The 12459-nt window shown below is 59.8% G+C and carries 11 protein-coding genes; 10 read left to right on the top strand and 1 reads right to left on the bottom strand.

What is annotated here, in order from left to right; translation table 11 throughout:
- Positions 1 to 24: 24 nt before the first annotated feature.
- Together K7B04_RS22115 and K7B04_RS22110 are read left to right on the top strand one after the other, a co-directional pair.
- Positions 25 to 1809, top strand: coding sequence for a diguanylate cyclase (locus K7B04_RS22115; protein ID WP_163449076.1), 1785 nt, complete (start codon positions 25 to 27; stop codon positions 1807 to 1809).
- Positions 1810 to 1877: 68 nt separating this feature from the next.
- Positions 1878 to 2816: a LysR family transcriptional regulator gene (locus K7B04_RS22110; protein ID WP_223803047.1), complete on the top strand. Its 939-nt coding sequence runs from the start codon at positions 1878 to 1880 to the stop codon at positions 2814 to 2816.
- Here the strand turns inward: K7B04_RS22110 and K7B04_RS22105 are convergent.
- On the bottom strand, positions 2813 to 3880 hold the full coding sequence (locus tag K7B04_RS22105; protein ID WP_223803046.1) for an ABC transporter substrate-binding protein: 1068 nt from the start codon (positions 3878 to 3880) through the stop codon (positions 2813 to 2815). The two genes, K7B04_RS22110 and K7B04_RS22105, sit on opposite strands and share 4 nt — an antisense overlap.
- 223 nt (positions 3881 to 4103) lie before the next feature.
- Between K7B04_RS22105 and K7B04_RS22100 the strand changes: the two genes are divergently transcribed.
- The 8 genes from K7B04_RS22100 (at position 4104) to K7B04_RS22065 (ending at position 12458) form a co-directional block, all read left to right on the top strand.
- Positions 4104 to 5672, top strand: a complete 1569-nt coding sequence (locus K7B04_RS22100; protein WP_223803045.1) for an ABC transporter permease — start codon at positions 4104 to 4106, stop codon at positions 5670 to 5672.
- The gene (locus K7B04_RS22095; protein WP_167575355.1) at positions 5669 to 6412 is read left to right on the top strand and encodes an ABC transporter ATP-binding protein; all 744 of its coding nucleotides are present in this window, start codon (positions 5669 to 5671) and stop codon (positions 6410 to 6412) included. The genes K7B04_RS22100 and K7B04_RS22095 overlap by 4 nt, the downstream gene beginning before the upstream one ends.
- Positions 6413 to 6436: 24 nt before the next feature.
- Positions 6437 to 8224, top strand: a complete 1788-nt coding sequence (locus tag K7B04_RS22090) for an aryl-sulfate sulfotransferase (RefSeq protein WP_223803044.1) — start codon at positions 6437 to 6439, stop codon at positions 8222 to 8224.
- A 193-nt stretch (positions 8225 to 8417) separates the two neighbouring features.
- The gene (locus tag K7B04_RS22085) at positions 8418 to 9146 is read left to right on the top strand and encodes a MerR family transcriptional regulator (protein WP_163449070.1); all 729 of its coding nucleotides are present in this window, start codon (positions 8418 to 8420) and stop codon (positions 9144 to 9146) included.
- 216 nt (positions 9147 to 9362) lie between these two features.
- Complete coding sequence (locus K7B04_RS22080; RefSeq protein WP_163449069.1) at positions 9363 to 9797, top strand: nuclear transport factor 2 family protein; 435 nt, start codon at positions 9363 to 9365, stop codon at positions 9795 to 9797.
- Entirely contained in the window at positions 9794 to 10513 is a 720-nt protein-coding gene (locus tag K7B04_RS22075) for an SDR family NAD(P)-dependent oxidoreductase (RefSeq protein WP_163449068.1), read from the top strand. The genes K7B04_RS22080 and K7B04_RS22075 overlap by 4 nt, the downstream gene beginning before the upstream one ends.
- Complete coding sequence (locus K7B04_RS22070; RefSeq protein ID WP_223803043.1) at positions 10510 to 11760, top strand: FAD-dependent oxidoreductase; 1251 nt, start codon at positions 10510 to 10512, stop codon at positions 11758 to 11760. Before K7B04_RS22075 ends, K7B04_RS22070 begins: the two co-directional genes overlap by 4 nt.
- Positions 11757 to 12458, top strand: a complete 702-nt coding sequence (locus tag K7B04_RS22065) for a DUF1365 domain-containing protein (protein ID WP_223803042.1) — start codon at positions 11757 to 11759, stop codon at positions 12456 to 12458. The genes K7B04_RS22070 and K7B04_RS22065 overlap by 4 nt, the downstream gene beginning before the upstream one ends.
- Position 12459: the final 1 nt, after the last annotated feature.

The following is a 12459-nucleotide window of genomic DNA, read 5'->3' as shown; positions in this document are numbered from 1 at the left end:
ATTCGTCGCAGAAGGAAGCCATCGGTGAGAATAGCGACCATAACAAACTGGGCCTACGGCGCGACGGTCTGTCTGACTATCGCCTCCGGTATCGTCATGTTGATGGCCTCCAGCGCGGACAATACTGAACGTCAGGCGGTGGCGCAGCGACAGGTGTTCGACCAGCTCACGGAGGAGATCGACAACGATGCCTGGGCGCTATCCGATCTGGCGCGCTTGTACGTCGTCGGCAAAGACCCGGATGTGCTGAAGGAATACCGGCAGAAAGAAACCGCGCTGAAATCGATTGAACACCGATTATCAAAACTGAACGACGCCGGGGCGACGGGCGAGGAGCTGGCGCTGTTGCACGAGGGCGTGCAGATTGTCGATGCGCTGCAGGACGAGCAGCAAGCGGCGCTGGCCAATATGGCGCGCGGTGAAACCGCACAGGCGATGGCGCTGCTTTACGGCAAAATTTATGAGCAGGAGTTGGACCGCGCGCAGGAACGACTCGATCACTTCCGCCAGCTTCTGGATAACCGCGCGCGCGATGCCATTGACGATGCGACGCGGGCGTCCCGCACGCTGCGCACGCTGTCGGAAGTGATGGTGGGGCTGACGGCGCTGCTGTTTTTATTCGTGCTGGGCTTTATTTTACAACACCGCGTACTGCGCCCGGTCGTGCGTTTGAGCGACGTGGTTCACCGGCTGGCATCGCAGGATTATGCCGTGGAGACGCCCGACTTCAAGCAGATTGATGAAATTGGCGATATGGCGCAGGCGGTGCGTATTTTCCGCGAAAACGGCCTGGCGCGGCAGCAGCTGGAGAAAGAGCGCGATGCCAACTGGGCGATACGCGAACTGCTGGCGCGGATGACTCAGCGCCTGCAAGGCTGTGAGAATTTTGACGACGTCATTAACGTCGCGGAGCTGTTCGCGCCGAACATTGCGCCCGGCGTGGCCGGACGGCTGTTTGTTCTCGACCGCGATCCCTGGCAGATGCGCTGTGTTGCCGAGTGGCTATCGCCGGAGGGGAAAGCGAGTCCTTTCCACCCGGATGAATGTTGGGCGGTACGTCGCGGCCAAAGCCATCCGCCGGTGCACGGCGAGCCGGATATCGGCTGCTACCATCTGCCGGAGACGTGCCACAGCCATTCCCTGTGCGTACCGCTGATTGCCCAGGGCGAGGCGATTGGGCTGCTCTCATTCCAGAATCTCAATGAGCAAACCGCCTCGACACGCGCCTATCTGGAGCTGATGGCGGAGGCGCTGGGTCTGGCCCTGGCCAACCAGCGGCTGCGCGACGCGCTGCTGGAAAAAGCGCTGTACGACCCGCTGACCGGGCTGCGTAATCGCCACCACCTCGAAGATATGCTGGGCACTCAGTTGAACCTGGCCATGCGCAGCAAAGAACCGCTCAGTTGCCTGATGATCGATATCGATCACTTTAAACACATTAACGACCGGTTTGGCCACGAGGCGGGGGATGGGGTGATTAAAAGCGTCGCCGCGATTATTCAGCGCGTGGTGCGCGATCAGGGCACGGCTTTCCGCTACGGCGGTGAAGAGTTCCTGGTGCTGCTTAACGGCATGGATGAAGAGGCCGCCAGCCGCGTTGCCACCGATATTTATAACGGCGTGCGCGAGATGGCGCTGCGTTTTGCCGGGACGGATATTGGCCACGTGGACGTCTCGATCGGCGTCGCCAGCTACCCGGAACATGTCCAAAGTGACAACCTGCTGCGCGCTGCCGACGTGGCGCTCTATCGCGCGAAAGAGCTGGGGCGGGCGCGAATTGTCAGCTTTGGCATGCTGGAGGCCGGATGACCGGCATTGCGCTGGACCGCCGCTTTCCAGTACTGTGATTAAATGTAAACAGAAAGTGAAGCGGGCCTATGCATCTCGATTTTCGCCAACTGCGCAACTTTGTCGCGCTGGTTGAATATGGCAGTTTTAATCGCGCGGCGGAGGCGGTCTGCCTGTCGCAATCGGCGTTCAGCCGCAGCATTCAGGCGCTGGAGCAGAGCGTCGGCCATCCGCTTTTTGACCGACAGAGCAAGCTCCCGACCCTGACGCTGCATGGGCAAACCTTGCTGCCCTACGCGCGTCGCTTTCAGGAGCTGAACGTCGAGTTAAGCAGCCATCTGCGCGAAGCGGACGATGCGCAAAACGGCGAAGTGGCGTTCGGTTGCGGCCCGGCGCCCGGCGCGCGGTTGATTCCGGCGGCGGTCGGTGAATTTCATCGTCGTCTGCCGCAGGCGAGGGTGCGTTTTCATATCGACAACTGGTATGCCTTGCACCATGCGCTGACCTCGCAGCAATACCCGTTTGTGGTGGCCGACAGCTGGCAGGCCGAGCTGGATCCACAGCTGCGGGTGCAGCCGCTCAGCCCGCAGCGCTGTTTCTTCGTCTGCCATGCCAGCCATCCGTTGGCAACGCAGGGGCCCGTTTCCATCCAGCAGATGTTGCGCTATCCGTTTGCCGCCCCCTATTTACCGCCGGGTGTGCGTAAAGTGTTGGCGACGCTGAGCCAGCGGCAGGACTTTACCCCGGCGATCCAGTGCGACCATATCTATGCGCTGTGGTCGACGCTGGCGCATACCGAGGCGATAAGCTTCGCCAGTGAAGATGGTTTTGCGCTGTGCCAGCACAGTCATCAGTTGGTTAAGCTGGAGTTGAGCGACCTGCCGGACGAGTGGCGGCTGATGCAGACCCGGTTTGCGATTATCTCCCCGGTTCATGCGGCTCAGCCGCCGCTTGCAGAAAAGCTGATGGAGATTATCCTGCATGCCGACCGTCAGCTTCAGCCGTTGACGCAGGGAGTGAGCGTTTAACCGGCGTTGAGCGGCTGGCCCTGAGGATTGTACTGCGGCCAGTGTTTCTCCAGCTTCTGGCTTTTCAACGCCTGTTCAACAAACTGGCCGTCTACCCATTGCTTCGCGTCAAATGCGCTGCGAATCAGTCGACCATTTTTGGCCTGTTCGACGCTGCTGCTGAAGCTCTCGGTCAGGAACGGGTCGATACGCGGCGAGGTGCTAAAGTTCAGCTCCTGCGGCTGGAGCTCTTCGAGGAATAGCGCTTGCGGAATCTGGCTCTGTCTGGCCATTTCCGCTGACCAGGCTTCGCGATTGGCCTCGTTGCTGATTTCCGCCGCATTTTTTACCAGCACGTCGATAATCTGCTGGGTGGCCTGCGGCCAGGCTTCGATAAAGCTCTGGGTGCCCAGGAAGCCCGCCTGGGTGGTGTTCTGACGGCCGGAATCACCGCTTTTCACCACCACGTCTATCTTATCGCCGCGCAGCGCCAGCAGCGAGACGCCGCCCCACACCGCATCGACGCGTCCGGCGGCCAGCGCCGCTTTGCCCGCGTTCCAGTCGAGATTGATCACCTGCAGTTGACGCTCGGTCAAACCTGCGCTTTGTAACGCGCGGTCAAAGGCCAACTGGTCAGCCGTGCCACGATAGACCGCCACGCGCTTACCCTTCAGGTCGGCCAGCGTTTTGATGCCCGAGGCTTTGGTGGCGGCCAGGTACGATTCTGAACCGCGGCTGCCTAACAGCAGGCGCGTCGGCAGACCGTTGGCCTTGCCAATAATGGCGGCCAGGTCGCCAAGGTAAACGAAATCAAGCTGTCGGTTGGCCAGCGCTTCATTCACCGCCGGGCCCGCGCCTTTAAAGAACTGCCATTGAACCTCGACGCCCTGCGGCTTGAACACGTCTTCAAGCTGATGGCGAATATACGCCATCCCCACCGGCCCCTCGATAAACGGCTGACTACCCGCGCTTTGGTCCGGTACGCCGATACGGATGGTACGCAGCTCTTCGGCGTGAAGGCTGGTCATCAGACCGACCGTTGCCGTTAGCGCCAGTAAGGTGCGGCGAAAAAGTGCTTTCATCATAACGTCTTGCTCCCCTGAGTTTTTTTCTCACCCTAAAGAGCCGCCCACCCCGCTGTTAAATACTTTTATTGGCAAAGCAAAGGCAAAAAAAAGCTAAAGCAAAGGCCGCGTACCCGGCAGGCTGAAATGCATTTGTTGCATTGGGATTATTCACGTAACGCAATGGCGGCGTGAGAAAAGTCACGTTTTTATAGCGGCATAACTTCACGAAAAGTGGACCGCTATGTCGCAGATACTCATCAGAACCCGCCTTCCCGGAAGGCCCATATTCCGGTTGAACGGCTGGCCGTGGCTGTTGCCCGCGCTGCTGTTTGTCCTGTGGTTCATCGCCGCTCGCGAAGGCTGGATGCCGGAGCAGATCCTGCCGCCACCGTCGGTGGTTGCCGATACCGCACTGTCGTTATTCGGCGGCGACCTGCTGGCGCAGTGGGGATTCAGCCTCCAGCATCTGGCGCTGGGTCTGCTGTTAGGCACCCTGGCCGGAACGCTGCTTGGCGCGCTGTTTGGTTTAGTCCCTACGGCGGCGCAGCGGGTGGAGCCGCTGTTTTACGCGCTGGCGCAGATTCCCACGCTGGGCTGGATCCCGCTGTTTATGGTGCTGTTCGGCATTGATAACGGTCTGAAGCTGGCGGTGATTGTGAAAACCACCGTCGTGCCGATGACGCTGAATACCCAGCAGGCGGTGACCAGCGTGCCGCTGACGCTGAGTGAAGCGGGCAGGGTGATGAATTTTTCCCGCTGGCAGCGCCTGCGCTGGCTGGTGATCCCGGCGAGCCTGCCGGGTTGGTTTACCGGCCTGCGGCTGGCGCTTTCACAGGCCTGGGTGTCGCTGATTGTTGTCGAACTGCTGGCTTCTTCGGAAGGCATTGGCTACCTGATGGTCTGGGGACGTCAGCTGTTTCAACTGGATATCGTCTTCGTCACCATCGCCGTGGTGGGGATTAGCGGCATGCTGATGGAGTGGGCGGCGAATCGCGCCTACTCGCGGCTGGTGTTCTGGCCGCAGCCCGCGACAGGTCGCCTGGTCTGGAAACCGCAGGCCAGCTGGCGCGCGTTGCAGCTGCCGGCGGTGCTGCTGGTGTTGTGGCAACTGGCGAGCCAGTGGGGCTGGATCGACGGCGCGTTGTTCTCCTCGCCGCTGGCGGTGGCCGATCGCTTTGTGTTGGGGATGGTGAACGGTGAGCTAACCGCGGCGATGCTGGCAAGCCTTGGGCGCGCACTGATCGGCGGCGCGCTGGGGATCGCGAGCGGCCTGCTTTGCGGGCTGCTGTTAGCGCTACGACCGCGCGCGGGGCACATCTTCACGCCAACGCTCAACGTTCTACGCCATATTGCGCTGTTTGCCTGGCTGCCGCTGCTGACCGCATGGGTAGGTAACGATAACGGCGGCAAAATTGTCTTTATCGCCCTGGCCTCCTTCTTCCCGATGTTCTTCAGTACCTTACAGGCTGTCACCCAGCGCAGCCCGCAGCTGGACGAGGTCGCTGACGTCCTGCGTTTAAGTGGCTTCGCACGTTTGCGCTCTCTGATTCTCCCCGGCGCGGCGCCGGGTATCTTCGCCGGTCTGCGATTGGCGCTGATTTATGCCTGGCTTGGCAATATCGGCGCGGAGTATTTCATGTCCTCCGGCGTGGGTATCGGCAGTCTGATGATCAACGCCCAGCAGTTGCTGGATATGCCGACCATTCTGTGCGGCATGGTGCTGGTCGGTGTTACCGGCGCGGCGCTGGATAAAGCCGGGCGTTTACTGGAAATTCGCGCCACCCGCTGGCGCCAACAGGAGCAACTATGACCTCTTCGACGCTGGTCTCTTTTCAGCATGTGCGTAAATCCTGGCAACAGGTGACGGCCCTACAGAACTTTAGCCTGGATATTGCCGCCGGCGAGCTGGTGGCGCTGGTGGGCAGCAGCGGCTGCGGGAAATCGACGCTGCTGCGAATGCTGGTGGGTCTGGAGCCGACCACACAGGGCGAGATTCGGATCAACGGCGAGCGGGTGACCGGCGTGGGTAAAGAGCGCGGCATCGTCTTTCAGGAACCCCGCCTGTTCCCGTGGCTAAGCGTGATCGACAACGTGATGCTTGGCCTCGCGGATGAAAAACTTAGCCGGGCCGAGAAGCGCCAGCGGGCGCAGGCGATGCTGGCGCGCGTGCAGTTGACTGAGTTCGCCAGCGCACTGCCCGCACAGCTTTCCGGCGGTATGGCGCAGCGTGTAGCGATTGCTCGCGGCCTGGTTGCCCGTCCACAGATTCTGATGTTGGATGAACCGTTCGGCGCGCTGGATGCCCTGACGCGCCACACGCTCCAGCAGGAACTGTTACAGATTCACCAAAGCACCGGCACCACCACGCTGCTGGTGACGCACGATGTGGAAGAGGCGGTGGCGCTTGCCGACCGGGTGGTGGTGCTTTCACCGCGCCCGGGACGGATTCGCGAAGTGGTGAGCCTCGCGCTGCCGCACCCGCGTCTACGCGACGACGCGTCGTTTACCGCCGCCTGCCGGCACATTCGCCAATTGATTACTTCAGCCTGATTCTTTTCTTTAAGGAGCAAATATATGGGACATCCTTCCGTCTACCCAACCGGCGCCACCCTCTACGATCCACTGCGGGCGTGGAGCGGTTACACCCTTTTCCAGGCCACCGAACACGGTGCGGTGCTGGTGGATATGAACGGCCAGGTGGTGCGTGAATGGCCTGAATTGCACGGGTTTCCCAATAAAATCCTGCCCGGCGGCGCGATTCTCGGTCACAGCGGCGAGCGCGACCCGCGCTACGGCATGCAGGATATGCTCGACCTGATTCAGGTAGACTGGGAAGGTAACGTTACCTGGAAATTCGACCGCTACGAACAGGTGAGCGATCCCGGTAATGAAACCCGCTGGATGGCGCGCGCGCACCATGATTATCAGCGAGCGGGTAACCCGGTAGGCTACTATGCGCCGGGGCTGGAGCCGCAGGTGGAAGGGGGCAACACGCTGATTCTGGCCCATACCAACCTGGTGAATGAGGCTATTTCCGACAAGCTGCTGCTGGACGACACCATTATTGAGGTCGACTGGCAGGGCAACGTGGTATGGGAATGGCGCTGCAGCGACCATTTTGAGGAGCTTGGGTTTGACGACGCGGCGCGTACGGCGCTGTATAACAATCCGAACATGCGCGCCAGCGGCGGCGGCATGGGCGACTGGATGCATATCAACTCTATGTCGGCGCTGGGGCCGAACAAATGGTATGACGCGGGCGATCAACGCTTCCATCCGGACAATATTATCTGGGATGCCCGCGAATCGAATATTATCGCCATTATCGATAAACAGAGCGGCAAGATTGTCTGGCAGCTTGGGCCTGATTACAGCAAGCCGGAGCTGAAGCATATCGGCTGGATTATCGGCCAGCACCACGCGCATATGATTCCGCAGGGGCTACCGGGAGCGGGCAATATCCTGATTTTCGATAACGGCGGCTGGGCCGGATATGGCGCACCGAACCCCGCGTCGGCGGACGGCGTGAAAAACGCCTGGCGCGATCATTCGCGGATCCTCGAGATTAACCCGATTACCCTTGATATCGAGTGGCGCTACTCGCCGTATGAGGCGGACCTGCCGCAGCCGACCGATTCTTACCGTTTCTACAGCCCGTATATCAGCAATATGCAGCGTCTGGAAAACGGCAACACCTTGATTAACGAAGGCTCAAACGGGCGTATTTTCGAGGTCACCCGTGACCATGAAATCGTCTGGGAATACATTTCGCCGTTCTGGGGTAAGACGCTGAATAACAATATGGTTTACCGCGCTTACCGTATACCGTATGGCTGGATCCCACAGCTGGCGCAGCCGCAGGAGACGCCGATTGCCGCCGTCGATGTTCGCACCTTGCGCCAGCCCGGCGCGGCAGCGGCAGGCCCCGCGCAGAGCGTGGTGCGGGTGGCGGGCGTGCAGCCCTACAGCAAAAGCGCCGACGCGCTGTGCGTGGCGACGGATAATGACACGCTGCGCCGCAGTCCGAAGCTGTTCCGCGTCGCGGAAAGCGCCTTCAGACCCATCGCGACGGCAAGCGAGCTGGAGAGTGAACGACCGATTCTGCTGTTCGTGGGCGCGGAGCGCTGCGTACATTGCCGCAAACTCTGGCAGCTGCTGGCGCATGAAAAACTCAGCCAGCGGGTTGCCGCGCTCGACAGCCGCTATCTTGATGCGGACCAGCATCAGCAACTCGCCGCGGCCCTCGGCGTACGCGGTTTGCCGACGTTACTGGTGCTGAAACAGGGCCAGCCCACGGCGCGTGGGCCTGCGCAGCTCTCTCTGGAAGGGCTGCTGGCATGGCTGGATGAGAACGCGGCGTGAGTTGAATAAGGGCAGGGAAGCCCGTTTTTCCGCTGAGTGGTTTTTATCTCAGCAGGGCGACGTAAATGACGTTCTGATAGCCATCAACAACAGGCGCGCACATCCTGAAAGCCTTACCCTAAATTTCGCACTTCCTTCAACCCGCCGTGATTCGTAGTATATTGAGTGTATTGTTGGTTATCAGGTGCGCTTTATGTCCTACTCCATTGGTGAATTTTCCCGGCTTTGCGGCATTAATGCCACGACGCTTCGCGCCTGGCAGCGTCGCTACGGCCTGCTCAAGCCAGAGCGCACCGATGGCGGGCACCGTCAGTACAGCGATGATGATATCCAGCAGGCGCTCAAAATTCTCGACTGGGTGAAAAAGGGCGTGCCGGTCAGCCAGGTGAAACCGTTGCTGTCCCGCCCGGGGGCACGGCAAACCAATAACTGGCTCACCTTGCAGGAGAGCATGCTGCAACGCCTGAAAGAAGGCAAAATTGAGTCCCTGCGCCAGCTGATTTACGACGCCGGTCGCGAATATCCCCGTCCTGAACTGGTGACGGAAGTGCTGCGCCCGCTGCGCAGTAAAGTCTCGGCCAACGTCGCGGCAATGATGACGCTGCGGGAAATTCTCGACGGCATCATCATCTCCTACACCTCGTTTTGTCTGGAAGGGGATAAACGCGCGCCGGGTGATAATTACCTGATTACCGGCTGGCACCTTAGCGACCCTTGCGAAATCTGGCTTGAAGCGCTGAAACGTACCGGGCAGGGGCATCGCATTGATGTACTTCCCGCGGCGCCCGCCGCGCTGGCCCCGGAGATTTTCCCGCAGCGCAAATGGCTGCTGGTCACTTCCGGCAAACTCACCGTCGCGCGAAAAAAACAGATAGACCTCTGGCAGCAGCAGGTCGATTCTCTTGATGTGATCCCGCTGTAACACCTCCCTCTCAGCCATCCCGACGTTTTTTCCTTGCCGCTGTTCAGGTGGCAGGGCTGATTTTTGTCATTTTAAACCCATCACAGAATGCTTTTTATCAAATTGAATTTAAAAGGATTAAAAATTTATTTCATCCAAAACTTGGACAAATTTTATTAATTGTGTAAGTTTTAAGTATGCCATCACACGATGTTGTTGCACGACAAGGTAGGATCTATGAGCGCATTGCCATCCGTCATCGACAGGTTTGTTGATTACTACTCCGGGCTGGACAGCCAGCCCGCTTCGGCGCTTGCCGCGATCTATGATGCGGATGCCACGCTTGTCGATCCTTTCGGCACCCATCGCGGGTTGCTGACGATCCAGCGTTATTTCACGCACCTGCTGGCTAACGTCAACGCCTGCCGCTTTGCCATTGAGACGCCGCTGTATGACGCGCCGCGTTGTGCCGTGGCGTGGACCATGCACTGGTCGCATCCCCGCATTGCCGCAGGCGCATCGCTGGCCCTGAAAGGGTGCTCGATGGTTAAGATTCAGGATGACCGGATCGTTCACCAGCGCGATTACTACGATGCCGGCGAGATGCTCTACGAACACCTGCCGGTGCTGGGCTGGGCGGTGCGTGGCGTCAAACGGAGGGTGCGCTCATGATGACTGTCCTCATCACCGGCGCAACCTCCGGTATTGGCGCAGGGCTGGCAAAATCGTGGGCCGATGACGGTTATCACGTCATTGCCTGCGGCCGCGATGCCCTGCGCCTGGAAACGCTGCGCCTGTACAGCCCCAACATCACCGCGCTGCAGTTCGACATGACCGACCTGGATGCCTGTCGCCAGGCGCTTCAGGGGTGCTACGCCGATCTGGTCATTCTGTGTGCCGGAACCTGCGAGTATCTCGAACGCGGCGTCATCGACGCTGAGCGGGTCGCGCGGGTGATGACCACCAACTTCATGGGGCCGGTCAATTGTCTGGAAGCCTTGCAGTCGCAGCTGATTAGCGGCAGCCGCGTGGTGCTGGTGAGTTCAATGGCGCACTGGCTGCACTTCCCTCGGGCGGAAGCCTATGGCGCGTCGAAAGCGGCGTTAAGCTGGTTTGCCGACTGTCTGCGTCTGGACTGGGAGCCGAAAGGCGTTGCCGTGACCGTGGTTTCTCCGGGGTTTGTCGATACGCCGCTAACCCGCAAAAATGATTTCCCCATGCCCGCTCAGGTGAGCGTGGAATATGCGGTGAAAGCCATTCGCCGCGGGATTGCGAAAGGGAAAAATCATATCGCCTTCCCGACCGCTTTTGGCATCGCGCTACGCGCGTTAGCCGGGCTTCCCGCATGTCTGCAACGCGTATTGTTACGCAGGATGGTGCGCTCATGAAGATCGCGATTATTGGCAGCGGCATCGCCGGGCTGACCTGCGCCTGGCGGCTCGCCGGCCATCATCAGGTCACCGTTTTTGAAGCGGAAGCGACGCCGGGCGGCCATACCGCGACGGTTGATGTCGCTACGCCGCAGGGACACTACGCCATTGATACCGGCTTTATCGTCTACAACGACCGCACCTATCCGCGTTTTATGGGGCTGCTGAGCGAACTGGGTATCCACGGCCAGAAAACGCAGATGAGTTTCTCGGTGCATAACCCGCAAAGCGGCCTTGAATATAACGGCCACACGCTCACCTCGCTGTTCGCCCAGCGACGTAACCTCGTGAACCCGGCATTCTGGGGGCTGCTGAAGGAGATTGTCCGTTTTAATCGTCTGGCCAAACAGGCGTTAAACGATGCCGACCCGTGCGCCACTTTGCAGATGTTCCTCGAAGAGCACCGTTTTGACGCCTTTTTTGCCCGTCATTACATCCTGCCGATGGGCGCGGCAATCTGGTCATCATCGCTACACGAAATGCGCCGTTTTCCGCTGCCGCTGTTTTTACGCTTCTTTGAGCATCACGGCCTGCTGGATATCCGCGACCGTCCACAGTGGTATGTGGTACCCGGCGGCTCGCGGGAGTATATCCGCGCGATGCTGGAACAGTCAGGCGCTCGCCTGACGCTGCGCCTCAACGCGCCGGTACAGCAGGTGATTCGCTACGAGGGCGGGGTGAAAATCCAGCTTGAAGACGCCGTCCACGGCTTCGATCAGGTGATTTTCGCCTGCCACTCCCGACAGGCGCTGGCGATGCTGGAGGAACCCACGCCTGCCGAGCGAGACGTTCTGGGCGCTATCGGCTGGCAGCGCAATGAAGTGGTGTTACACGGCGACCGCCGCTGGCTGCCGGTGCGTGAACGCGCCTGGGCAAGCTGGAACTATCGGCTGAGCGAACAGGAGCGGGACAGCGCCTGTGTCACCTACAACATGAATATTCTGCAGGGGTTGCCCGCAGGCAGCCCGCTGTTCTGCGTCACGCTCAATCCCGACGCCCCGATTGACGACCGCTACATCTGGCGACGCTTTGTTTACGAGCACCCGTTGTTTAACCCGGAAAGCTGGCGCGCGCAGGCGCGTCGCAGCGAGATCAACGGGTTACATCGCAGCTGGTTCTGCGGCGCTTACTGGTATAACGGTTTTCACGAGGACGGGGTTCGCAGCGCGCTGGATGTCGTGCACGGAATAGGGGCGCTCAAATGAACAGCTGCCTTTACCAGGGCGTGTTACGCCATCGCCGTTTTCAGCCCAAGGCGCACCAGTTTTGCTACCACGTGTTTATGGCCTGGCTCGATCTGGATGAACTGCCACAGCTTCCCGGCGTGGGGGTGAAGCGCAATCGCTTCGCGGCGGCGGCGTTCTATGATGCAGATTATCCGCTGGGAACGCCGTTAAAAGAGCGTGCGCTGGAGCAGCTTGCCCTGCTGACCGGCGAGCAGCCTGATGGCCGCGTTATGCTGCTGACGCAGTTGCGCTACCTCGGCTTCCATTTTAATCCGGTCAATTTTTACTACTGCTATGACCGTTCAGACAGCCTGCGGTGGGTGCTGGCCGAAGTCCGTAATACGCCGTGGAATGAGCGCCACTACTATGCCGTCGACGCCCAGGCGCTGCGGCCGGTGGAAAAAGCCTTCCATGTCTCGCCGTTTAACCCGATGGACATGATCTATCACTGGCGCTTTAACCCGCCAGGCAAAACGCTGCATATGCACATCGAAAATCATCAGACGGCGAAGATATTTGATGCCACCTTGACGCTGAAACGCGAGCCGCTGACGCGAACAAACCTGCGTTCACTGCTGCTGCGCATCCCGTTGATGACGCTGAAAACCGTACTCGCTATTTACTGGCAGGCGCTGAAGCTGTGGCTCAAGCGCGTGCCGCTATACACCCATCCGTGAG

The organism is Kluyvera sp. CRP, assembly GCF_019930565.1.
Classification (GTDB): domain Bacteria; phylum Pseudomonadota; class Gammaproteobacteria; order Enterobacterales; family Enterobacteriaceae; genus Kluyvera; species Kluyvera georgiana_A.
Note: the sequence above shows the minus strand (reverse complement) of the source record. Positions and strands in the feature narration are given on the sequence as shown.